Source organism: Streptomyces sp. NPDC090022 (assembly GCF_044748145.1).
Taxonomy (GTDB): Bacteria; Actinomycetota; Actinomycetes; order Streptomycetales; family Streptomycetaceae; genus Streptomyces.
Genome location: NZ_JBIVFN010000003.1, coordinates 39,016 through 62,481 on the forward strand (window position 1 = coordinate 39,016; position 23,466 = coordinate 62,481).

A 23,466-nucleotide genomic window follows, 5' to 3' on the forward strand; every position below is an offset into this window, starting at 1 on the left:
GTTCCGGCGGTTCGGCGGTGGGCGGCCGGGGTGTCAGAGCCGGTGTCAGAGCTGACCCACCGAGGTGACCCGGACCACGGCCCGGCCCTCCTCGTCGGAGGCCGCGAGATCGACCTCGGCGCTGATGCCCCAGTCATGGTCGCCGTTGGGATCGGCGAAGGTCTGCCGGACGCGCCACAGCCCGTGCGCCGGGTCCTCCTCGATCATCAGCAGCTTCGGGCCGCGCGCGTCGGGGCCGGTGCCCAGGTCCTCGTACTCGTCCCAGTACGCGTCCATGGCCTCGCCCCAGGCATCGGCGTCCCAGCCGGACTCGCCGTCCAGCTCGCCCAGCTCCTCGACGTTGTCCAGGGCCGCCAGCTCCACCCGGCGGAACATGGCGTTGCGGACCAGGACGCGGAAGGCCCGGGCGTTCGCCGTCACCGGCTTGACCTGGTCGGCCTTCTCCTGGGCCTGCTCCGCCGTCTCCACCTCCGGGTTCGCCAGCTGCTCCCACTCGTCGAGCAGGCTGGAGTCGACCTGGCGGACCATCTCGCCGAGCCAGGCGATGAGGTCCTCGAGGTCCTCGGACTTCAGGTCGTCGGGGATGGTGTGGTCCAGCGCCTTGTACGCGCTCGCCAGGTAGCGCAGCACGATGCCCTCGGTGCGGGCCAGCTCGTAGAAGGAGGTGAACTCGGTGAAGGACAGCGCCCGCTCGTACATGTCGCGGATGATCGACTTCGGCGAGACGGGGTGGTCGCCGACCCACGGGTGGCTCTTGCGGTACACGCCGTAGGCGTGCAGCAGGAGTTCCTCCAGCGGCTTGGGATAGGTGACGTCCTGGAGGCGCTCCATCCGCTCCTCGTACTCGACGCCGTCCGCCTTCATGGCGTTCACGGCCTCGCCGCGCGCCTTGTTCTGCTGGGCGGCCAGGATCTGCCGCGGGTCGTCCAGGGTGGACTCGACCACCGAGACCATGTCCAGGGCGTAGGACGGGGACTCGGGGTCCAGCAGGTCGAAGGAGGCCAGCGCGAAGGTGGACAGCGGCTGGTTCAGCGCGAAGTCCTGCTGGAGGTCGACGGTGAGCCGGATGGTGCGGCCCTCCGCGTCGGGGGTGTCCAGCTGCTCGACGACGCCGCCGTCCAGCAGCGACCGGTAGATCGCGATGGCCCGGCGGATGTGCCGCAGCTGGTTCTTGCGCGGCTCGTGGTTGTCCTCCAGGAGCCGTCGCATCGCCTCGAACGCGTTGCCCGGCCGCGCGATCACCGACAACAACATGATGTTGGTGACCTTGAAGCGGGAGGTCAGCGGCTCCGGCTCGGAGGCGATGAGCTTCTCGAAGGTGGTGCCGCTCCAGGCGACGAAGCCCTCGGGGGCCTTCTTGCGGACGACCTTGCGGCGTTTCTTGGGATCGTCTCCGGCCTTGGCCAGCGCCTTCTCGTTCTCGATGACGTGCTCGGGCGCCTGGGCGACCACGAAGCCCGCCGTGTCGAAACCGGCCCGGCCGGCGCGGCCGGCGATCTGGTGGAACTCCCGCGCGCGCAGGGTCCGCACCCGGTTGCCGTCGTACTTGGTGAGCGCGGTGAACAGGACCGTGCGGATGGGCACGTTCACCCCGACGCCGAGGGTGTCGGTGCCGCAGATGACCTTCAGCAGGCCGGCCTGGGCCAGCTTCTCCACCAGGCGGCGGTACTTGGGCAGCATGCCCGCGTGGTGCACGCCGATGCCGTGGCGTACGTAACGGGAGAGGTTCTTGCCGAACTTCGTGGTGAAGCGGAAGTTGCCGATCAGCTCGGCGATCTTGTCCTTCTCCTCGCGCGAGCACATGTTGATGCTCATCAGCGACTGCGCCCGCTCCACGGCCTGGGCCTGGGTGAAGTGGACGATGTAGACCGGAGCCTGCTTGGTCTGCAGCAGTTCGGTGATGGTGTCGGTGATCGGCGTGGTGACGTATTCGTAGGACAGCGGGACGGGCCGGGTCGCGGAGCGGACCACCGAGGTCGGCAGACCGGTGCGGCGGGTCAGGTCCCCCTCGAAGCGCGAGACGTCGCCGAGCGTCGCCGACATCAGGATGAACTGCGCCTGCGGCAGCTCCAGCAGCGGGATCTGCCAGGCCCAGCCGCGGTCCGGTTCGGCATAGAAGTGGAACTCGTCCATCACGACCTGGCCGATGTCGGCGTCCTTGCCGTCGCGCAGGGCGATGGAGGCGAGCACCTCGGCGGTGCAGCAGATCACGGGGGCGTCCGCGTTCACGGAGGCGTCGCCGGTGAGCATGCCGACGTTCTCGGTGCCGAACAGCTTGCACAGGTCGAAGAACTTCTCCGACACCAGTGCCTTGATGGGCGCGGTGTAGAAGGTGACCTTGTCCTGGGCCAGGGCGGTGAAGTGGGCGCCGGCCGCGACCAGGCTCTTGCCGGAGCCGGTCGGGGTGGAAAGGATCACGTTGGCGCCGGAGACCACCTCGATCAGCGCCTCCTCCTGAGCCGGGTACAGGGTGATGCCCTGGTCCTCCGCCCACGAGGAGAAGGCCTCGAAGAGGGCGTCGGGGTCGGCGTTCGGCGGCAGCTGATCAATGAGTGTCACGACCCCATCTTGCCTGGCTTCCCGCCCGATCCGGGAACCGGAATCGAAATGAAGATCGTGAAAGGTACGCTGGGCCGTCGACGATCACCACACGACAGGAGCGGGAACGAGCATGATGGGTCCGGCGCACTCACTGTCCGGCGCGGCGGCCTGGCTGGGGGTGGGTGCGGCGGCCGCGGCCGTGGGCCATCCGATGCCCTGGCCGGTCCTCGTCGTCGGCGCGCTGATCTGCGCGGGCGCGGCACTGGCCCCCGATCTCGACCACAAGTCGGCGACGATCTCGCGCGCCTTCGGGCCGCTCTCGCGCGGTCTGTGCGAGGTGGTCGACAAGATCTCGTACGCCGTCTACAAGGCGACCCGTTCCCCGCGCGACGCCCGCCGCTCCGGCGGTCACCGGACCCTGACCCACACCTGGCTGTGGGCGGTCCTGATCGGGGCCGGCGCCTCGGTGCTCGCGGTCACCGCCGACCGCTGGGGGGTGCTCGCGCTGCTCTTCGTCCACCTGGTGCTGGCGGTGGAGGGCCTGCTGTGGCGGGCCGCCCGGATGTCCAGCGACGTGCTCGTCTGGCTGCTCGGGGCGACCAGCGCCTGGATCCTCGCGGGCGTCCTGGACCAGCCCGGCAACGGGGCTGGCTGGCTGTTCGACGGCCCGGGCCAGGAATACCTCTGGCTCGGCCTGCCCATCGTGCTCGGCGCCCTGGTCCACGACATCGGCGACGCCCTGACCGTCTCGGGCTGCCCGATCCTGTGGCCCATCCCGATAGCGGGCAAGCGCTGGTACCCACTCGGGCCGCCGAAGGTGATGCGCTTCCGCGCGGGCAGCTGGGTCGAGCTCAAGGTCCTGATGCCGGTGTTCATGCTCCTGGGCGGCTTCGGCGGCGCGGCCGCCCTCAACCTGATCTAGGCCCCGATCCGCCGGACAGCCCCGAGAAGTGTTGTCCGGGCAGGTCCTCCCGCCCCGGTACCCGTGCCCCCGGGCAGGGGCGCGGGTACCGGGGCCGGGTGGGTCAGCCGTGCCAGGAGCGCCACAGGGCGGCGTACGCGCCGTCCGCCGCGACCAGCTGGTCGTGGGAGCCCAGTTCGCTGATCCGGCCCGCCTCGACCACCGCGATGACGTCCGCGTCGTGCGCCGTGTGCAGGCGGTGGGCGATCGCCACGACCGTGCGGCCGTCCAGTACCCGGGCCAGTGAGCGCTCCAGATGCCGGGCCGCGCGCGGGTCCAGCAGCGAGGTCGCCTCGTCCAGGACGAGCGTGTGCGGATCGGCCAGCACCAGCCGGGCCAGCGCGATCTGCTGGGCCTGGGCCGGCGTCAGCGCCGTACCGCCCGAACCGACCTCGGTGTCCAGGCCGTCCTTCAGGGCCCGCGCCCAGCCGTCCGCGTCCACCGCGCCCAGCGCCGCCCACAGTTCGGCGTCCTCGGCGCCCGTACGGGCCAGCCGCAGGTTGTCCCGCAGGGATCCCACGAACACGTGGTGTTCCTGGTTGACCAGCGCCACGTGCGTGCGTACCCGCTCGGCCGGCATCCGTGACAGCCGTGCCCCGCCGAGCGTGACCTCGCCCGCCCGCGGTGCGTAGATGCCCGCCAGCAGCCGGCCCAGCGTGGACTTGCCGGCGCCCGACGGCCCGACCAGGGCCATCCGGGTGCCCGGCGGCACCGACAGCGACACCTGGTGCAGTACGTCCACGCCCTCGCGGTAGCCGAAGCGGACCTCGTCCGCCCGGACGTCGCGCCCGTCCGGGGCGACGGTGGCGTCCCCCGCGTCGGGCTCGATGTCGCGCACGCCCACCAGGCGGGCGAGTGACACCTGGGCGATCTGCAGCTCGTCGTACCAGCGCAGGATCAGCCCGATCGGGTCCACCATCATCTGCGCGAGCAGCGCCCCCGTGGTCAGCTGCCCCACCGACAGCCAACCCCGCAGCACGCAGTATCCGCCGATCATCAGAACCGCGCCGAGGATGGTCACGTACGTGACGTTGACGACGGGGAACAGCACGCACCGCAGGAACAACGTGTACCGCTCCCACGCAGTCCACTCCTTGATGCGCCGCTCCGACAGCGCGATCCGGCGCTGCCCGAGGCGGTGCGCCTCGACCGTGCGGCCCGCGTCCACCGTCTCCGTCAGCGCCGACGCGACCGCCGCGTACCCGGCCGCCTCCGAGCGGTAGGCCGAGGGCGCCCGCCGGAAGTACCAGCGGCAGCCGATGATCAGGACCGGCAGTGCCACCAGCGCGGCCAGGGCCAGCGGCGGCGCGGTCACGGCCAGCGCGGTGAACAGCAGGCTCACCCACACCACGCCGATCGCCAGCTGCGGCACGGCCTCGCGCATCGCGTTGGCCAGCCGGTCGATGTCGGTGGTGATCCGGGAGAGCAGGTCACCGGTACCGGCCCGCTCCAGCACGCCCGGCGGCAGTCCCACCGACCGCACCAGGAAGTCCTCGCGCAGATCGGCCAGCATCCGCTCGCCGAGCATCGCCCCGCGCAGCCGGACCAGCCGGACGAACGCCGTCTGGACGGCGAGGGCCACCGCGAACGCCAGTGCCACCCGGCCCAGGTGCAGCTCGCGGGCGCCCGCCGCGAGGTCGTCCACGACCCCGCCCAGCAGGTACGGGCCGACCATGGACGCGGTCACCGCGACCGCGTTGACCGTCACCAGCAGCACGAACGCCCGCCGGTGCCGCCGCAGCAGCCCGCGCACATAGCCCCGTACGGTCGCCGTCGTGCCCACGGGCAGGGTGGCGGCCGTCTCGGGTGCCGCCGGATCGTGTTCCGGTGGCGCCACGCCGATCATGCGGACTCCTCGATCTCCGTCAGTTCTTCTTCGAGCAGTTCTTCCTCGAGCGCGGCCAGCGGCGCCCCTTCCCGGCGCGCCCGCTCCTGCTCCTCGTCCGTCTCCCGGGTCACCACGGCCCGGTAGCGCGGCTCGGCGTGCAGCAGTTCGCGGTGCGTACCGACCGCCGCGACCCGGCCCTCGTGGATCAGGACGACCCGGTCGGCACGGTCCAGCAGCAGCGGCGACGAGGCCAGCACCACGGTGGTGCGCCCCTCGCGCAGCGCCGCCACGCCCTCGGCGATCCGCGCCTCGGTGTGCGAGTCGACCGCCGAGGTCGGCTCGTCCAGCACCAGCACCTCCGGGTCGGTCACCAGCGACCGCGCGAGCGCGAGCCGCTGGCGCTGGCCACCGGACAGCGACCGGCCGCGCTCGGTGATCCGCGCGTCCATGGCGTCCTCCGTCCCGTCGGGAGCGGACTGCAGCAGCGCGTCCAGCACGTCCCCGCACCGGGCCGCGGCCAGCGCCGCGCCGGGCTCCACCTGCCCGGAGGCCGGTACGTCGAGCAGCTCGCGCAGGGCGCCGGAGAGCAGCACCGGGTCCTTGTCCTGGACGAGGACCAGCGTGCGCGCCTCGTCCAGCGTCAGCTCGTCCAGCGCGACCCCGCCCAGCAGTGCCGACGGGCTGTCGGCGGCGTCCGCCGGGTGCCCGCCGAGGCGTTCGGCCAGCCGTCCCGCCAGGTCCGGGTCGCCGCACACCACGGCGGTGAGCACACCGGCCGGTGCCAGCAGCCCGGTCTCCGGGTCGTACAGGTCACCGCCCGCCTCCGGAGCCTGGGCCTGGGCTTGGGTCGGGGGCCGGGCCGTGACGCGAGCCGTTCCGTCGGTCCCGCCCGCCCCGTCCGTGCCCGCCGGGTTCGAACGCGTCAGCGACAGCACCCGCGCCGCCCGTTTGGCCGACGGCCGCGAGAAGGAGTACGCCATGGCGATCTCCTCGAAGTGCCGCAGCGGGTAGAGCATCGTGGCCACCGCGCTGAACACCGCGACCAGTTCACCGACCGTGATCCGCCCGTCCTGGACGAGCACGGACCCGTACCAGACCACCGTGATCATGAGCGCGCCCGGCAGCACCACCTGGACCGCCGCGATCAGCGCCCACATCCGCGCGCTGCGCACGGCGGCCGCGCGGACCTCCTGCGAGGCCTCGCGGTAGCGGCCCAGGAACAGTTCCTCGCCGCCGATGCCGCGCAGCACCCGAAGCCCCGCCACCGTGTCGGCGGCCAGTTCGGTGGCCCGGCCCGCCTTCTCCCGCTGGACGTCGGCGCGCCGGGTGGCACGGGGCAGCAGCGGCAGCACGGCCAGGGCCAGCACCGGCACGCCGATCGCGACGACCACGCCGAGCGCGGGCGCGTAGAACAGCAGGCCCACACAGATCAGCACCACGGAGAGGGCGGCCGCGAGGAACCGGGACACGGCCTCGACGAACCAGCCGATCTTCTCCACATCACCGGTGGAGACCGCGACCACCTCACCGGCCGCGACCCGCCGGGTCAGGGCGGACCCCAGCTCGGCGGTCTTGCGGGCCAGCAGCTGCTGCACGCGCGCGGCGGCGGTGATCCAGTTCGTGACGGCCGTGCGGTGCAGCATCGAGTCGCCGAGCGCGATGGCCGCGCCGGTCAGCACCAGCAGCGCGCCCACCAGCAGCAGCCGGTTCCCGTCACGGTCGACGACCGCCTCCACGCCCAGACCCACCGCGTACGGCAGTCCGGCCACCCCGCAGAAGTGCAGCAGCCCCCAGCCCAGGCTCCTGAGCTGTCCGCCGAGCTGGCCCAGCCCGAGCCAGAGCAGGAACCGGGGCCCGGAACGGACATCGGGCACCCCCGGATCCGGATACGGAAGATCGCTGATCTGCATGACGCCCCAGGGCTCGGTGAATGGTCCCGACCGTGCAAGGTTCGCCGTCCCGGACCGGCGCGGGCAATCGATTTTCCATCGGTCAAGAGGGGGACCGGACAGATCTCCGGCCCCTCACGGCCGGGTGGCCCACTCCAGTTCCACGAGGGCCGAGTGGTAGCGGCGGCCGGTGGCCGCCTCCATGCCCACCTCGCACATCCGGTTGGCCGACAGATGCACGTCATGGGCCCGCGCCGTCACTTCCGCCGCTTCCCGCCCGGTCGCCGACGCGGTCAGTTCCGGATGCAGCAGGCCCCGGTCGCCCGCGAAGGCGCAGCATCCCGCATCGTCCGGAACCACCACCTCCGCGGCGCAGGCCCCGGCCACCGCGCGCAGCTGCGCCTCCGCACCCAGATGGCGCATGGAACAGGTCGGATGGAGCACCGCCGAGCCGGTCGTGCGCCGCACCTCCAGGTGCGGCAGCAGCTCCTCGGCGGCCCAGACCACGCTGTCCACGACCGTCAGTTCCGCGTGCAGCGCCCGGTTGTCGTCGGTCAGGTACGGCACCACCTCGCGGGCGACCCCCAGCGTGCAGGAGGAGGCGTCGACGACCAGCGGCAGCCGCCCGCCGGCCGTCCAGCCCCAGGCGGCCTCCACGATCCGGTTGGCCATCACGCGGTTCCCGGCGGCATACCCCTTGGACTGCCAGATCGTCGCGCAGCACGTGCCCCGCACGTCCCGGGGGATCCACACCGGGCGGCCCGCCCGCGCCGACACCGCGACCACCGCCTCGGGCAGCGGCAGCACGCCCTCGGGCGATGGGGACGGACCGCCGAAGACCCGGTTGACGCACGCCGGGTAGTACACGGCCGCCGCCCCCGTCCGCCGGGTGGCGGGCAGCGTACGGGCCGCCGCGCCCGGCAGCGACGGCAGCCACCGGGGGAGCAGGCCGGGAGCCACGGCCCGGCGCGCGGCGGCGGTCGCGGCGGTCAGCGGTGCGTCCCCGACCAGGTCGGTGATCTTCCCGGCGGCGGCCACGGCCAGCCGCGCCGCGCCCTCCACGGCCCCGAAGTGCCGCGCCGCCAGCTCAGCGGCCCGCTCCTCGCGAGGCCCGTGCCGAAGGCCTCGGAACTCCTTCATCAGCGCGCCGGTGTCGATGCCGACCGGGCAGGCGAGCTTGCACGTGGAGTCGGCCGCGCAGGTGTCCACCGCGTCGTAGCCGTACGCCTCCAGCAGTCCGTCGAGGACGGGGGAGCCGGGCGGCTGGCGCAGCATCTCGCGGCGCAGCACGATCCGCTGGCGCGGCGTGGTCGTCAGGTCCTTGCTCGGGCAGGTGGGTTCGCAGAAGCCGCACTCGATGCACGGGTCGCCGATCGCCTCGACCCGGGGAATGGTCTTCAGCCCGCGCAGGTGTGCCCGCGGGTCGCGGTCGAGCAGGATCCGCGGCGCGAGCACCCCGTCGGGGTCGACGACGCGTTTGGTGCGCCACATCAGTTCGGTGGCCCGGGGTCCCCACTCCAGCTCCAGGAACGGGGCGATGTTGCGTCCGGTGGAGTGCTCGGCCTTCAGCGAGCCGTCGAAGCGCTCCACGGTCAGCCGGCAGAAGGCGTCCATGAAGGCCGCGTACCGCTCGACGTCGGCCGGCTCGGCGGCGTCGAAGGCGAGCAGGAAGTGCAGGTTGCCATGCGCGGCGTGGCCGGCGACGGCCGCGTCGAAACCGTGCGCGGCCTGGAGGGCCAGCAGCGCCTCGCAGGCCTCGGCCAGCCGGGCCGGCGGCACCGCGAAGTCCTCGGTGATCAGCGTCGTCCCGGGGGCGCGGGCCCCGCCCACGGCGGTGACGAAGGCCTTGCGGGCCTTCCAGTAGCCGGCGATGGTGCGCGCGTCGCCGGTGAAGGTGTTGGTGACGGAGGCGACCGGGGCGACCAGCTCCAGTCCGGCCAGCGCCGCGGCCGCGCGCCGCTCGTCGGCGGCCCGGCCCGCCGCGTCCGGCGCCCGGAACTCCACCAGCAGCGCCGTGGTGTCCTTGGGCAGACGGGCCCAGTCGGCCGGTACGCCCTCGACGCCGACCGCCGCGCGCAGGGTGTTGCCGTCCATCAGCTCCACGGCGATGGCGCCCGCGTCGTTGAAACGCGGTACGGCGGCGGCCGCCGCGGGCAGGGAGGGGAAGAAGAGCAGGGCGCTGGTGCGTTCGCGATCCAGCGGCAGGGTGTCGAAGACCACCTCGGAGATGAAGCCGAGGGTGCCCTCGGATCCGACCATCAGCCCGCGCAGGATCTCCACCGGGGTGGTGCCGTCGAGGTAGGCGTCGAGCCGGTAGCCGGTCGTGTTCTTGATCGTGTACTTGGCACGGATCCGGGCCACCAGCTCCGGATCGGCCTCGATCTCCCGCTTGATGTCCAGCAGCCCGCGGCACAGCGCCGGTTCGGCGCGCGCCAGTTCCTCGTCGGCCAGCGGGTCGGCGGTGTCCACGACCGTGCCGCCGGGCAGCACGAAGGTCAGGGAGGACAGCGTGCGGTAGGCGTTCCTGGTGGTTCCCGCGGTCATGCCCGAGGCGTTGTTGGCGACCACCCCGCCCAGGGTGCAGGCGATGGCGCTGGCCGGGTCGGGGCCCAGCACCCGGCCGTACCGGGCGAGCGCGGCGTTGGCGCGCTGCACGGTCGTACCGGGGCGGATCCGGGCCCGGCGGCCCTCCTCCAGCACCTCGATCCCGGCCCAGTGCCGGCGTACGTCGACCAGCACGTCCTCGCCCTGCGCCTGGCCGTTGAGGGAGGTGCCCGCCGCGCGGAAGACCACCTCGCGCCCCCGGCCGTGGGCGTAGGACAGGACGGCGGACACGTCGTCGATGTCCTCGGCGACCACCACGACCTGGGGCACGAACCGGTAGGGGGAGGCGTCGGAGGCGTAGCGGACCAGGTCGGAGACGTCGCCCAGGACCTTCTCGGCGCCCAGCAGCTCGCCGAGCTCGGCGCGCAGCGCCGCGGGGGTGCCGCCGGCCAGGCGTTCGGGCACCCGGTCGGGGGCGGGGCCGCGCACCGATCGTGGCCGCAGGGCTCCCGGCTCCGGTTCCAGCAGCGGCATGCGCGCCCCCTGGGCTAGATCGTCAGCAGCGGCGCCCCGGTCCCGGGGACAGGGCGCCCAGCAGTCCGCCGAGCACCTCGCGCTGATCGGCGGTCAGTGGGGCCAGGATCTCCTCCGCGGCCCGCTTGCGCGCGTTGCGCAGCCGGCCCAGCGTGGCGCGGCCGGTGTCGGTGAGCTCGATCCGGGTGACGCGGCGGTTGGCCGGGTCGGGCACGCGGCGTACGCAGCCGGCCGCCTCCAGGCCGTCCACCAGCGTGGTCACGGCGCGGGGCACGACCTCGAGGCGGGCCGCGAGATCGGCCATCCGGGGAGGCTCCCCGGGGCCGTGGCCCGCGACCGCGCGCAGCAGCCGGGACTGGGCGGGGGTGATGCCCAGGGGTTCCAGATGGCGCTTCTGGACCCGGTGGAGCCGGCGCGTGAGCCGCAGGAGCTGCTCGGCGGCGTCGGTGGTCCCGCCGCTGTCACTGCTCTCGCCGCTGTCGGTGCTCTCGCCGGATTCGGCACTCTCGCCGGACCCGGGACCCGCGCCGGATTCGGCACTCCCGGTGATTTCGGTGCCGTCGGTGTCGGAAGCGGTGCTCATGGCGGGAACACTATCAGGACGAAGTTCATTGTGAGTATAGGTAACAATGAGCTACGCTCCCGGAGTCAGCAGTTCCCGGCCCGAGAAGGAGCCCATGCGCCCCGATCAACCCGACTGGACCCCCTCGCAGCGTCCCCTCGACCCCAGCCGCCCGGCCCCCGCCGACCAGCCGCGCGAGCTGCGGCGCATCATGCGCCTCTTCCGCCCCTACCGGGGCCGGCTCGCCGTGGTCGGCGTCCTGGTCGGCGCCTCCTCGCTGGTCGGCGTCGCCTCGCCGTTCCTGCTCAAGGAGATCCTCGACACCGCCATCCCCGAGGGCCGCACCGGGCTGCTCAGCCTGCTCGCGCTCGGCATGATCGCGACCGCCGTCGTCACCAGCGTCTTCGGCGTGCTCCAGACCCTGATCTCCACCACCGTCGGCCAGCGCGTGATGCACGACCTGCGGACCGGCGTCTACGCCCAGCTCCAGCGGATGCCGCTGGCCTTCTTCACGCGCACCCGCACCGGTGAGGTCCAGTCCCGCATCGCCAACGACATCGGCGGCATGCAGGCCACCGTCACCTCGACCGCGACCTCGCTGGTCTCCAACGTCACCGCGGTGCTCGCCTCCATCGTCGCGATGCTCGCCCTCGACTGGCGCCTGACCCTCGTCTCGCTGCTCCTGCTCCCGGTCTTCGTGTGGATCAGCCGGCGCGTGGGCAACGAGCGCAAGCGGATCACCACGCAGCGGCAGAAGCAGATGGCCGCGATGGCGGCGACGGTCACCGAGTCGCTGTCGGTCAGCGGCATCCTGCTGGGCCGCACCATGGGCCGCGCCGACTCGCTGACGCGGTCCTTCGCCGAGGAGTCGGAGAAGCTCGTCGGCCTCGAGGTGCGCTCCAGCATGGCCGGGCGCTGGAAGATGTCGACGATAGGCATCGTCATGGCCGCCATGCCGGCCCTGATCTACTGGGCCGCGGGCCTCGCCCTCCAGGCGGGCGCCCCCTCGCTGTCCGTCGGCACGCTCGTCGCCTTCGTCACCCTCCAGCAGGGCCTGCTGCGGCCCGCGGTGAGCCTGCTGTCGACCGGGGTGGAGATCCAGACCTCGCTCGCGCTGTTCGCCCGCATCTTCGAGTACCTCGACCTGCCGGTGGAGATCGCCGAGCCCGCGGACCCGGTGAGCCTGGAGCGGGCCAGGGGCGAGGTCCGGCTGGAGGACGTGGACTTCGCGTACGACACCGCGGGCGGCCAGGCCCTCGCGGGGATCGACATCACCGTGCCGGCCGGCGGCTCGCTCGCCGTGGTCGGCCCGACCGGCTCCGGCAAGAGCACCCTCAGCTACCTGGTGCCGCGGCTGTACGACGTCACCGGCGGCCGTGTCACCCTCGACGGGGTGGACGTGCGCGACCTCGACTTCGACACCCTCGCGCGCTCCATCGGCGTGGTCTCCCAGGAGACCTACCTCTTCCACGCCTCCGTCGCCGACAACCTCCGCTTCGCCAAGCCGGACGCCACCGACGAGGAGATCGCCGAGGCGGCCCGCGCGGCCCAGATCCACGACCACATCGCCTCGCTGCCCGACGGGTACGACACGCTGGTCGGCGAGCGCGGCTACCGTTTCTCCGGCGGCGAGAAACAGCGGCTGGCCATCGCCCGCACCATCCTGCGCGACCCGCCGGTGCTGATCCTGGACGAGGCGACCAGCGCCCTGGACACCCGCACCGAGCACGCCGTGCAGCAGGCCATCGACGCCCTCTCCGAGGGCCGCACCACCATCACCATCGCGCACCGGCTGTCCACCGTCCGCGACGCCGACCAGATCGTGGTCCTCGACTCCGGCCGGATCGCCGAGCGCGGCACCCACGAGGAGCTGCTGGCGGCCGACGGCCGGTACGCCGCCCTGGTGCGCCGGGACGCCGAACTCGCGCCGGTGAAAGTGTGACCGTATGACGGTCGTACGGGTGTGATGCCCGGGATGCGGCGTTTGCCGGGTTAGTGTGCCGGCATGCGTCATGAGAACCGGCCGCCACGGCGCCGGACCCGGCTCACCCGCCGCGGCCGGCTGGCGATCCTCCTCGGCACGCTGCTCGCGATCGGGGCGGCGGCCCTGGTCCCGCTGCTGCGCGGTGCCGCGCCCGGACCCGAGAAGCCGCGCCTGCTGCTGATCCCCGAGGGCTGGCGCGCCTCCCAGGTCTACGCCGCCGTGGACCGCGAGCTCAAGGTGCCGCCCGGCACCACGAAGGCGGCGGCCGCCGCGGCCGGGCCCGCGCTGCCCGCGGAGGCGAAGGGCAACCCGGAGGGCTTCCTGTTCCCGGCGGCGTACCCGGTGACCTCGACGACCACCCCGGACCAGCTGCTGGCGCACATGGTGCGCACCGCCCACCAGAAGCTCGCCACCAAGCCGGTCGCCGGCGGCGGCCGCACGCACGGTATGACGCCCTACCAGACGGCCACGCTGGCCAGCATCATCCAGGCGGAGGCCGAGACCCCCGCCGACATGGGCAAGGTCGCGCGGGTGGTGCACAACCGGCTGGCGCGGTCGATGCCGCTGCAGATGGACTCCACGATCAACTACGCCCTGAACCGTCACACCGTGGACACCACCCTGAGCGACACCCGCATCGACAGCCCCTTCAACACCTACGCCCGCCAGGGCCTGCCGCCGACCCCGATCGCCAACCCGGGCCTCGCGGCCCTGGCGGCGGCGGTCGCGCCCACCCCGGGGGACTGGCTGTTCTTCGTCACCGTCAAACCCGGGGACACCCGTTTCTCGGCCACGTACGAGGAGCACCGGCGCCACGTGGCCGAGTTCAACGCCCTGCGCGCCGCCTCCCGCCGGACCTAGCGGGCCGGAGTCGGCGACGGTGCGCGGGAGAGCAGACGGCGGATCTCGCGGACGGCCGCGCCGCCCGCGCGGTTGGCCCCGATCGTGCTCGCCGACGGCCCGTACCCCACCAGGTGCACCCGCTCGTCGCGCACCGCCCGGGTGCCCTCGACCCGGATACCGCCGCCCGGCTCGCGCAGCCGCAGCGGGGCCAGGTGGTCGACGGCGGCCCGGAAGCCGGTGGCCCACAGGATGACGTCCGCGGCCACGGCCGACCCGTCGGCCCACACCGCGCCGTCCGGCGTGATCCGCTCGAACGCCGGCCGGGGCGCCAGCACCCCCGACTCCCGGCCGGCCCGGACCGCATCGGTCAGCGCCAGCCCGGTCACACTCACCACGCTCCGCGGCGGCAGTCCCCGGCGCACCCGTTCGTCGACCAGCGCCACCGCGGCCCGTCCTTCGGCCTCGCCGAACGGGCCCTCCCGGAACACCGGGGGCCGCCGCGTCACCCAGGTGGTCCGCTCCGCCACTTCGGCGATCTCCAGCAGGTGCTGCACCCCCGAGGTGCCGCCGCCCACCACGATCACCCGGGCGCCCGCGAACTCCGCGGGGCCCCGGTAGGTCGCCGTGTGCAGCTGACGGCCGCGGAAGGTCTCCTGCCCCGGGTAGCGCGGCCAGAACGGCCGGTCCCAGGTGCCGGTGGCATTGATCAGCGCCCGCGCGCCGAAGGCCCCGGCGGAGGACTCGACCAGCAGCCGGCCCCCCTCGCCCTCGCGGACCGCGCTCACGTCCACCGGCCGCAGCACCCCGAGGCCGAAGGCCTCCTCGTACGCCGTGAAGTACGCGCCGATCACCTCGGCGGACGGCAGCGCGGGGTCGGCCCCGGCCGGCTCCATGCCCGGCAGCGCGTGCATCCCGTGCACCGCGCCGTACGTGAGCGTCGGCCAGCGGAACTGCCAGGCCCCGCCCGGCGCCGGCGCGTGGTCGACCACCACGAAGTCCCGGCCGGGCGACAGCCCCGTCCGCCGCAGGTGGTAGGCGGCGGACAGGCCGGCCTGCCCCGCGCCGACGACGACCACGTCCACGTCCACGTTCCGCACGAAATCGTTCACGATTCTACCAACTCGTGCGGCGGGCGGGATCTTCCCCGGTGCAGCCGCCCGCCGCCCGCGGCCGCGAGGCCGCCGGCGCCCGCCCGCCGCCCGCCCGCCGTCAGGCCGCCCGGTGCTCGCTCAGCCACTCGTAGGCGGTCTCCGCGCTGAATTCCCGAGGTCCGCCGCGGAAGAGCAGTCCGGCCGTCGAGAACGCCGGGTCGTCGGAGGCCGCCGCCGCGTACGGGACCGCCAGGCACTCCATCCCGGCCGCGTGCGCCGCCCGGACACCCGGCGCCGCGTCCTCGACGACCACGCAGTCCGCCGGGTCCGCGCCCAGCCTGCGCGCCGCCTCCAGGAAGACGTCCGGGGCGGGCTTGCCCCGGGCCACCTCCTCCGCGGAGACCGCCGTGGTCAGCAGAGTGTCCAGGCCCGTTCCGGCCAGCACCGCGTCGATGGCCTCGCGCGAGGACCCGGAGGCCACCGCCATCGGAACGCCCTCGCCGTGCAGTCGTTCCGCGAACGTGCGCATCTGCGGGTAGGCCTCGGTCCCGGTGCGCGCCAGCTCCAGGTACGCCGCGTTCTGCTCGGCGAGCAGCTGCGCCAACGGTGCCGGGATGCCGTACCGCTCCCGCAGGATCCCCAGCGTCTCCCGGGTGCCGATGCCGATGAACGCGCTGTGCTGCTCCCAGGTGAAGTCGGGAACGCCATGGCGCTCAAGGGTGCGGCGCCCCGACTCGTAGTAGTTCGGTTCGCTGTCCACGAGGGTGCCGTCGAGATCGAATATGACGGAGATCATCCGTTTATGCCCGTTCTGCCGCTTGTGTGCGTTCCCTCACTATCTTGTCAGGGTTTGCGGGCGGCCTTGCCCACCGCTTCCACCAGCGGCAGCAACCGGTGCGGCACGCGCTCGCGCAGCGCCACCTCGGTCCGGGTGCGCACCACGCCGGGCAGCCTGATCAGCCGCTGGATGACGTCCTCCAGGTGCGCGTTGTCCCGGGCCGCCACCCGGGTCAGCAGATCTCCGCCACCGGTGATCGAGAAGGCTTCGATGATCTCCGGTACGGCGGCCAGCGCGTCGCCGACCTCGTCGAGGTGCCCCTGGGTGACCTCGATGTGCACGAAGGCCAGCACCGGGTGCCCGAGGGCCGCCGGGGACAGCACCGGACCGGTGCCGGTGATCACCCCGGTGCGCTCCAGCCGGTCGAGGCGGGCCTGCAGCGTGCCACGCGCGATGCCCAGCAGCCGGGCGTACTCGCGCACGCTGGTGCGCGGCTGCTCGATCAGCAGGCGCAGGATCCGGGTGTCGAGCTCGTCCACCGCCATGTCCGCGACTGTACCCATGGCCCAGTCATCCCCGCCCGCTCAGCCGTGCGTCCAGGCCAGCAGGCGGTCCACCGGCCAGGTGGTGACCACGCGGTCGGCCGGAACCCCGCATTCCTCGGCCCGGGCGCACCCGAAGATCTGCCAGGACAGCTGCCCGGGCGCGTGCGCGTCGGTGTCGATGGCGAAGAGCACGCCCGCCTCGACGGCCTGGCGCAGCAGCCGGCGCGGCGGATCCAGCCGCTCCGGCCGGCTGTTGATCTCCACCGCCGTGCCGGACTCGGCGCACGCGGCGAAGACCTCGGCCGCGTCGAATTCCGACTCCGGGCGCTCCCTGCCGGTGACCAGCCGGCCCGTGCAGTGCCCGAGGACGTCCGCGTGCGGGTTGCGCACCGCCGCGACCATGCGGCGCGTCATCGCGCGCCGGTCCATGCGCAGCTTGGAGTGCACCGAGACGACCACCACGTCGAGCCGCTCCAGCAGCGCGGGCTCCTGGTCGAGCGAGCCGTCCTCGAGGATGTCGCACTCGATGCCGGTCAGCAGCCGGAACGGCGCCCAGGCCGCGTTGAGCTCCTCGACCACGGCCAGCTGCTCGCGCAGCCGGTCCGGGGAGAGACCGCGGGCCACCGTCAGCCGTGGCGAGTGGTCGGTCAGCGCCGCCCACTCGTGGCCGAGCTCCGCGGCGGCGCGGGCCATGTCCTCGATGGTGGCGCCGCCGTCCGACCAGTCGGAGTGCAGATGGCAGTCACCGCGCAGGGTGGCCTGCAGCGTCTCGCCCCGGCCGTCCGCGGAGAGCGGGACGGAGGCCTCTTCCTCCAGCCGCTCCAGGTAGGCGGGGGTCCGGCCGGCCAGCGCCTCCGTGATCACCGCCGCGGTCTTCGGGCCGATGCCCCTGACCGCCTCCAGAGTCCCGGCCGCGGCCCGCCGCGCGGCTTCGCCGTCCGCCATCGCGGCCACCTGCTCGGCGGCGGTGCGGAAGGCCCGTACGCGGTACGCGGGTTCCTGCGCGCGTTCCAGGAGGAACGCGATCCGCCGCAGGGCGGCGACCGGGTCCATGGGTGGTTCGCGTCAGTAGCACCACTTCACGGGCGTCAGGTTCCTGACGTAGCGGGCGGCGACCCAGCCGTCCTCGCCGTGCAGGCGGTACCACAGCTTGTTGCCGTCGACCGGCTCGCTGTGCTTCTTGCACTTCAGCTCGAGCTTCTCGTGCGGGTAGACCTGGCCGATCGGGCGCGACTCGGTGGTCGGCTTGCTGCGGATCTTCAGCGGGGTGGTGGAGACCACCTTGCCGTACGCGGGACGGTGCTTGGGGTGGTCGGTGGGCTCCTCGTCGTCCCCGTAGCCCTCGTCCTTGCTGCCGTGGTCGCCCTTGTCGCCCTTGTTCCCCTTTTCCTCCTTGTCGCCCTTGTCGCCCTTGTCGCCGTGGTGGCCCTCCGACTCGTCCGAGCCGTCCATCCCGTCCTCGAGACCGTCCTCGAGGCCGTCCTCCTCCTCTTCCTTCTCCTCCTCCTTCTCCCCCTTGTTCCCCTTGTCCCCCTTCTCCTCCTCCCCGTACTCCTCCTCGCCGTACTCCTCGTCCTCGTACTCGTCCCCGTCGTCGAGGACCTTCGCCTGGCCCGGCGCGGTGGCGGGCGGCTCGTCGTCCGCGACCGCGACGCCGGCGCCGACGAGGCCGAGCACCAGGCTTCCGGCGGCGAGAGCGAGGCTAGTCCTGGTGGCTGTCAGCATGAGCCGGCTCCTCTTGAAAGGCATCGTGGCGACCGGTCGGTCGCCACGACGACTATGACGACGGCGTCCCTCCCGGCCCCGGTGGCGCACCGCCGAATAGCCCGAATTGAGCAATTTGTTCTGATTCTTAAGCGTGTGGGCGGGCGGAGCCGCGCCCGACCCTCCGCCGCCGGTCCGCCCGCCCTCCGCGGCGCGTGGTCCGTTGGCCTCCCGACGGCCGACGCGAAGGCGCTCCGGCTGTACCAATGGCCCACTCTCGAGGCGAAGGCTTGAGCCAGTGGGCCCTCGGATGCTTATCTGTGTCGTATCCATGTACTTGCGGCGCCGCGCAGCGCCGGACGGCAACGAGGCCGCTCCGGACCGCGGTGCCTTCGCCGTGTCTGCACGCCGCCCACCACCCCCGGGCCGCCGGCAGCCGGCGCGCACCACTGCGAGGGGGGCGGCACACCGCCGTGAAGAGGATGTTCGTGGCTCCTGACCCGGGGCGGCTCAGACTCAGGAATTCCGCCCGCGCCGTCGTCGGCGTCGGGCTCGCCGTCGCCGTCGCCGAGCTCTGCGGGCTCTCGCTGACCGCCTCGATCACCGGGGGACTGGCGGCCCTGCTCGCCCTCTTCACCGTCACGGACGCCTCCGTACGTGCCCAGCGCGTCACCACCGCCCTGCTGCCCGCCGCCGGGTTCCCCGTCCTGGCGCTGGCGACCACCCTGCACGGGGTCCCGCTCGCCCGGGACGCCGGCTTCCTCGCCGTCGTCTTCTGCGGGGTCTACGCCCGCCGCTGGGGGCCGCGCGGACACGCGCTCGGGATCTTCGCGTTCATGATGTTCTTCGTCACGCAGTTCCTGCACGCCCTGCCGTCCCAGCTGCCCGAGCTGTACACCGCCGTCGGCCTGGCCCTGCTCGCCGCGGGCGCGGTCCGCTTCCTGCTGTGGCCCATCGAACGGCGTACGCCGCCCGCCCCCGCGCCCCCGCCGCTGCCCGGGACCGGGCTGGCCCGGCCCACCACCCGGCAGGCCTTCCAGGCCACCGCCGCCTGCGCCTTCGCGCTCGCCATCGGCCAGGCCCTCTCCGAGGACCGCTGGTACTGGGCCGTCGGCACCGCCTGGTGGATCTTCGTCAACACCGCCTCCCGCGGCGAGACCCTCGTCCGCGGCTTCCGCCGCGTCCTCGGCACGGTCGTCGGCATCGCCGCCGGGCTGCTCATCGCAGTCCCGCTGCACGGCGCGCCCGGGCCCACCGCGGCCCTGGTCGCCGTCTGCGTCTTCGGCATCTTCTACACGGCCGCGCCCTCGTACTCCTGGATGATGTTCTTCGTCACCGTCATGGCGGGCCTGCTGTACGGGCTCCTCGGCGTCCTGCACCCCGGACTGCTGCTCCTGCGCTTCGAGGAGACCGCGGTCGGCGCGCTGGGCGCGGCCCTCGCCGTGGCCCTGATCCTGCCCGTCACCACCCACGCCGCCAACGACGCGTGGATCCAGCGCGCGCTGCACTGCGTACGGGCCTCCACCGCCGCCACCCACCGCCGGCTCGCGGGCGACCCCGGGGCCGACCCGGCGCCGCACGCGGCCGAGCTGGAGCTGCTGCTGGCCCGGGTCCGGATGGCGCTGGCGCCGCTGGTCCACCCGCTGAGCCCGCTGCGCGCCCGCAAGGCGCGGGCCCGGCAGGTGCTCGCCCTGCTGGACACCTGCGCGCGCGAGGTACGCGGCCTGGTGGCCGTCGCCGCCGACCCGCAGGCCTCCCACGACGCCCGGCTGGCCGCCGCCTGCTGGCGCGTGGAGGCCGCCGTCGAGGCGCTGACCGCGCCCGCCGGCACCCCGGCCGCCCTGACCGCACCGGCCGCGCACCCGGCCCCGGCCGAACCCGCGCTCGCCCACCTGCACGGCCTGGAACACGCCCTCACCGCACTGGCCGCTCCGCTGCGCACCGACCCCCGCGCCCCGCTCACGGTCGGCGCCTGACCGCCCGCCGGGCGCCGGCCGAGATCGCCGGGAAGGTCACGCGGTGCCCGCTCCCCGCTGCCCGCTCCCCGCTGCCCGCCGTCCGCCGGCGCGACGCGGGAGCGGGTGGTCGTGATCCGGCCGATCCGCGAGGGGCCCGGGTGACGCCCCGTCCGGTGGTCCGCCCCGGACGAAGGCGCTGCCCGCCGGCGCAAGCCCCTCGGCGCAGCATCACCCGACAGAGTGTTCCGGCCGGATGCGGGCCCGGTTCCTGACCTGCGGCATGTACAAACGGTGAGTGTTCGACGCACATTCATCCGGCATGTACAGGGTGGATCTGGCAGGACAGGGGGTAACCGCCCGGAATGGAAATACTGCACGAGCGCTCGACGATCGCTCAGACGGTAGCAGCGGCGGAGGAGTTCATCGGACTCTTCCACAGGGAGAACCCGGACGCCGGTGATCCGCGCGCCCGGCTCGCCGCGGTACGGGCCGAGCTCGCGGAGACCGGAACCTACCGGCACACCCCCGAGGAGCTCGCCCACGGCGCCCGCGTGGCATGGCGCAACAGCAACCGGTGCATAGGCCGCCTGTACTGGAACTCCCTGCGGGTGCGCGACCGCAGGGAGCTCACCGGCGCCGACGAGATAGCCGCCGAATGCGTCGGCCACCTCAGGGAGGCGACCAACGGCGGCCGGATCCGGCCCACCATCACGGTCTTCGCCCCCGACACCCCGGAACGCCCCGGCCCGCTCATCTGGAGCGAGCAGCTCATCCGGTACGCCGGCTACGGCGACCACCCCTCGGTCACGGTCGGGGACCCGCGCAACCGGGAACTGACCGAGGCGTTACGTGCCCTCGGGTGGCCCGGCGGCCCCGGCACCCCCTTCGACCTCCTCCCGCTCGTCGTCCAGGGATGCGACGACAAGCCCCGCTGGTTCGACCTCCCCGCCGACGCCGTCCTGGAAGTGCCCATCGAGCACCCGGAGGACGACCACTGGACGGACTGGGGCCTGCGCTGGCACGCCGTCCCGGCGATCTCCAACATGTGCCTGGAGATCGGCGGCATCCACTACCCCGCCGCTCCCTTCAACGGCTGGTACATGGGTACCGAGATCGGCGCCCGCAACCTCGGCGACACCGACCGCTACAACCTCCTGCCCGTGGTGGGCCGCCGGCTGGGCCTGGACGTCACCAACGACCGCACGCTGTGGAAGGACCGGGCGCTGGTCGAGCTCAACCGGGCGGTGCTGCACTCCTTCGACCGCGCCGGGGTCACCATCGCCGACCACCACACCGAGTCGCGCCGCTTCCTCACCCACATCGACCGCGAGGAGCGCAAAGGCCGCGAGGTGGGCGCCGACTGGTCCTGGATCGTGCCGCCGATCTCCGGATCCGCGTGCCCGGTCTTCCACCGTACCTACGAGGACCGCCCGCTCACCCCGGCCTTCGCGCACCACGAGGGAGCGAGGCAACGGGCCGAAGGACGGGATCTGGTCTAGACCTTCTGTTACGGTCGCTTCCGGACCGGTGCGGCCGGCGGCGACGGAAGAGGAGCAGCAGGGTGGACGAGCGGGAAATCCGGGCCTACGTCGGCTCGTTCACATCGGCGGGCGGCCGCGGGGTCACCACCGCGGCCGTGGACCCGGCGACCGGGGCGCTGCGCGTCCTCGGCGCCAGCGACGCGGTGGCCGATCCGTCGTACCTGGCGGTCGGCGAGCGGTGCGTGTACGCCGTCAGCGAGGGCGAGGCGGGCGTGGTGGCCGCGTTCGCCCCCGGCGCGGACGGGGTGCTGCGCCCGGCCGCGGCGCCCGCGTCCACCCACGGCCGCGGGCCCACCCACCTCGCCACGGTCGGGACGTCCTGGCTGGTGGCCGCCCACTACACGTCGGGCAGCGTCGTCGCGCTCCCGCTCGGCCCCGACGGCGGCCCGGGCCAGGCCGCCTCGGTGCTGCGGCACACGGGCTCCGGGCCGGACTCCGACCGGCAGCGGGAACCGCACGCCCACCAGGTGCTGCCCGACCCCACCGGCCGCTGGGTGCTCAGCGTGGACCTCGGCACGGACTCCGTGCGGGTCTGCGCGCTGGACGGCGCCGACGGCGTCCTGCGCCCGCGCGGGGAGGCGAAGCTGCCGCCCGGGAACGGGCCCCGGCACCTCGCCTTCCACCCCGGCGGCGAACTGCTGTACGTCCTCAACGAGCTGCGGCCGCTGCTGACCGTCTGCCGCTGGGACGCGGCCTCGGGTGAGGTGGAACCGGTCCACGAGGTTCCGGTGGCCCCAGAAGGCGCTCCAGGTGGTGCGCGGCCCTACCCCTCGGCCGTGGTCGTCGCACCCGACGGACGCTTCGTCTGGGCGGCGGTGCGCGGCAGCGACACCATCGCCGTGCTCTCGCTCGCCGGCGACCCGGCGCGGCCGCGGCTCACCGCCACGGTGGCGAGCGGCGGGCACTGGCCGCGCGACCTGGCCCTGGAGCCGGCCGGGGGCCGGCTGTACCTGGCCAACGAGCGCTCCGGGGACGTCACCTGGTTCGACGTGGACGCGGAGACCGGGGTGCCGCGGCGGGCGGGCTCGGTCGCGATACCCGCCGCCACCTGCGTGGTCTTCGGCCCGGCCGACCGCGTACGGTGCTGAGCCGGCCGCGTACGCCGTGAGGGCCCGCCCCCGTCAACTCCGGGGGCGGGCCCTCACGCCGTACGGGTGCCCGCGGGGCGGCGGGTCAGCGGGCCTGTGCGGTCTGCGGGATCCCGAGCGCCGCGCCGTACTGCGCGACCGCGAGCTTGCCGATGGCCGGGTAGGCGCCGAGCACCTCGGCGGTGGCGCAGTCCGCCTCCTTGCAGGCCGTGTCCAGCAGGCCCTCGGCGGCCTCCGGGCCGATCAGGTACGGGGCCAGCGCCAGCTGGACCGACCCGGCCTCCCGCAGCTGCTGGGCGACCGAGGCCACCGAGCCCTCCTGGTCCAGCGCGGCCGCCATCACGGGCACCGCGAGCCGGGCGGCCAGCAGCATGCCGGTGATCCCGGCGGCCTGGACGGCGTCCTCGCCGCCGGTGGTGGCCAGGATGATGCCGTCGGCCGCGGTCGCCACGGTGAACAGCCGGGCGCGGTCCGCGCGGGCCAGGCCCGCCTCGGAGAGCCGCACGTGCAGGCCCTCGGCCAGCAGCGGGTGCGGGCCGAGCACCTCGGCCAGCTCGACGGCGGCCGAGGAGTCCATCAGCGCCTGGCGGATCCGGCGCAGCAGATCCGCGTCGGGGCCGGCCAGCAGCGGCACCACCACGGCGTCCGGGCCGGTCGCCGGGGGCACCTCGTGCCCGGCGGCGCGCGCGAACTCCGCGCGTGCGGCGCGCTCGGTGGCGACCGAGGTCAGGACGGAGGACAGGGCCGGGAACTCTGCGACCAGGGTGTCCTGCGTGACCTCGCCCTCCAGGAAACCGATCCGGGCGTCGAGGCCCGGCAGCTCCGAGCGGCCGATGCTGAGGATCTCCTCCGCGAGGCTCCGCGCGGCGGCGGAAGGGGCACCCGGCACGGCGAGCACCAGCGCGGGCGCGCCCTCGGGCGCCACCGCGGGCTCGGGCCGGCGGTGCCGTCCGGTCTGGCGGGGTCGCGGCATTCGTACGGGCAGGCCGTTCTCGGGCCCAGTGGGGGTGCTCATGGCGCCGCATGCTACTGGCTTATCGGAGCCCGGTGTTCGGGGAGGGGGCGTCTGTGCGCC

The 23,466-nt window shown here is 73.8% G+C and carries 17 protein-coding genes; 6 read left to right on the forward strand and 11 right to left on the reverse strand.

The window, feature by feature from the left end; genetic code table 11:
- Nucleotides 1-45 precede the first annotated feature (45 nt).
- The gene (locus ACIPXB_RS07895) at nucleotides 46-2,559 is read right to left on the reverse strand and encodes a DEAD/DEAH box helicase (protein ID WP_401445941.1); all 2,514 of its coding nucleotides are present in this window, start codon (nucleotides 2,557-2,559) and stop codon (nucleotides 46-48) included.
- Between the two features lie 112 nt (nucleotides 2,560-2,671).
- Between ACIPXB_RS07895 and ACIPXB_RS07900 the strand changes: the two genes are divergently transcribed.
- Complete coding sequence (locus ACIPXB_RS07900) at nucleotides 2,672-3,463, forward strand: metal-dependent hydrolase (protein WP_401445944.1); 792 nt, start codon at nucleotides 2,672-2,674, stop codon at nucleotides 3,461-3,463.
- 103 nt (nucleotides 3,464-3,566) lie between these two features.
- On the opposite strand, the gene ACIPXB_RS07905 is transcribed toward ACIPXB_RS07900, so the two are convergent.
- The 4 genes from ACIPXB_RS07905 to ACIPXB_RS07920 form a co-directional block, all read right to left on the reverse strand.
- A complete protein-coding gene (locus tag ACIPXB_RS07905) occupies nucleotides 3,567-5,348 on the reverse strand; it encodes an ABC transporter ATP-binding protein (protein ID WP_401445946.1) in 1,782 nt (593 codons plus the stop codon).
- Nucleotides 5,345-7,240, reverse strand: coding sequence for an ABC transporter transmembrane domain-containing protein (locus ACIPXB_RS07910; RefSeq protein WP_401445948.1), 1,896 nt, complete (start codon nucleotides 7,238-7,240; stop codon nucleotides 5,345-5,347). Before ACIPXB_RS07910 ends, ACIPXB_RS07905 begins: the two co-directional genes overlap by 4 nt.
- Before the next feature lie 114 nt (nucleotides 7,241-7,354).
- Complete coding sequence (locus tag ACIPXB_RS07915) at nucleotides 7,355-10,297, reverse strand: FAD-binding and (Fe-S)-binding domain-containing protein (RefSeq protein WP_401445949.1); 2,943 nt, start codon at nucleotides 10,295-10,297, stop codon at nucleotides 7,355-7,357.
- A gap of 22 nt (nucleotides 10,298-10,319) precedes the next feature.
- Nucleotides 10,320-10,880 carry a MarR family winged helix-turn-helix transcriptional regulator gene (locus ACIPXB_RS07920; protein WP_401445952.1) on the reverse strand — a complete coding sequence of 187 codons (561 nt, stop codon included), beginning with the start codon at nucleotides 10,878-10,880 and terminating at the stop codon, nucleotides 10,320-10,322.
- A 94-nt stretch (nucleotides 10,881-10,974) separates the two neighbouring features.
- Here ACIPXB_RS07920 and ACIPXB_RS07925 point away from each other — a divergent pair, with 94 nt between their 5' ends.
- Entirely contained in the window at nucleotides 10,975-12,801 is a 1,827-nt protein-coding gene (locus ACIPXB_RS07925; protein WP_401445955.1) for an ABC transporter ATP-binding protein, read from the forward strand.
- A 63-nt stretch (nucleotides 12,802-12,864) separates the two neighbouring features.
- The gene (gene mltG, locus ACIPXB_RS07930) at nucleotides 12,865-13,704 is read left to right on the forward strand and encodes an endolytic transglycosylase MltG (protein WP_401445957.1); all 840 of its coding nucleotides are present in this window, start codon (nucleotides 12,865-12,867) and stop codon (nucleotides 13,702-13,704) included.
- On the opposite strand, the gene ACIPXB_RS07935 is transcribed toward mltG, so the two are convergent.
- From ACIPXB_RS07935 to ACIPXB_RS07955, 5 genes are all read right to left on the reverse strand, one after another.
- Nucleotides 13,701-14,795: an NAD(P)-binding domain-containing protein gene (locus tag ACIPXB_RS07935; protein ID WP_401445960.1), complete on the reverse strand. Its 1,095-nt coding sequence runs from the start codon at nucleotides 14,793-14,795 to the stop codon at nucleotides 13,701-13,703. The genes mltG and ACIPXB_RS07935 overlap by 4 nt on opposite strands.
- A 100-nt stretch (nucleotides 14,796-14,895) precedes the next feature.
- Nucleotides 14,896-15,573, reverse strand: a complete 678-nt coding sequence (locus ACIPXB_RS07940) for an HAD family hydrolase (protein ID WP_401445962.1) — start codon at nucleotides 15,571-15,573, stop codon at nucleotides 14,896-14,898.
- A 47-nt stretch (nucleotides 15,574-15,620) separates the two neighbouring features.
- Nucleotides 15,621-16,100: an Lrp/AsnC family transcriptional regulator gene (locus ACIPXB_RS07945; RefSeq protein ID WP_401447141.1), complete on the reverse strand. Its 480-nt coding sequence runs from the start codon at nucleotides 16,098-16,100 to the stop codon at nucleotides 15,621-15,623.
- Between the two features lie 39 nt (nucleotides 16,101-16,139).
- The gene (locus ACIPXB_RS07950; protein ID WP_401445964.1) at nucleotides 16,140-17,153 is read right to left on the reverse strand and encodes a PHP domain-containing protein; all 1,014 of its coding nucleotides are present in this window, start codon (nucleotides 17,151-17,153) and stop codon (nucleotides 16,140-16,142) included.
- A gap of 12 nt (nucleotides 17,154-17,165) precedes the next feature.
- Entirely contained in the window at nucleotides 17,166-17,825 is a 660-nt protein-coding gene (locus tag ACIPXB_RS07955) for an SH3 domain-containing protein (RefSeq protein ID WP_401445966.1), read from the reverse strand.
- A gap of 461 nt (nucleotides 17,826-18,286) precedes the next feature.
- Here ACIPXB_RS07955 and ACIPXB_RS07960 point away from each other — a divergent pair, with 461 nt between their 5' ends.
- The 3 genes from ACIPXB_RS07960 to ACIPXB_RS07970 all read left to right on the forward strand — a co-directional run bounded on the left by ACIPXB_RS07960 (nucleotide 18,287) and on the right by ACIPXB_RS07970 (nucleotide 22,391).
- Nucleotides 18,287-19,780, forward strand: coding sequence for an FUSC family protein (locus tag ACIPXB_RS07960; RefSeq protein WP_401445969.1), 1,494 nt, complete (start codon nucleotides 18,287-18,289; stop codon nucleotides 19,778-19,780).
- A 344-nt stretch (nucleotides 19,781-20,124) separates the two neighbouring features.
- On the forward strand, nucleotides 20,125-21,261 hold the full coding sequence (locus ACIPXB_RS07965; protein ID WP_401445971.1) for a nitric oxide synthase oxygenase: 1,137 nt from the start codon (nucleotides 20,125-20,127) through the stop codon (nucleotides 21,259-21,261).
- 62 nt (nucleotides 21,262-21,323) lie between these two features.
- The gene (locus tag ACIPXB_RS07970) at nucleotides 21,324-22,391 is read left to right on the forward strand and encodes a lactonase family protein (protein ID WP_401445973.1); all 1,068 of its coding nucleotides are present in this window, start codon (nucleotides 21,324-21,326) and stop codon (nucleotides 22,389-22,391) included.
- Between the two features lie 85 nt (nucleotides 22,392-22,476).
- Here ACIPXB_RS07970 and ACIPXB_RS07975 read toward each other — a convergent pair whose 3' ends face one another.
- Complete coding sequence (locus ACIPXB_RS07975; protein ID WP_401445976.1) at nucleotides 22,477-23,406, reverse strand: sirohydrochlorin chelatase; 930 nt, start codon at nucleotides 23,404-23,406, stop codon at nucleotides 22,477-22,479.
- Nucleotides 23,407-23,466: the final 60 nt, after the last annotated feature.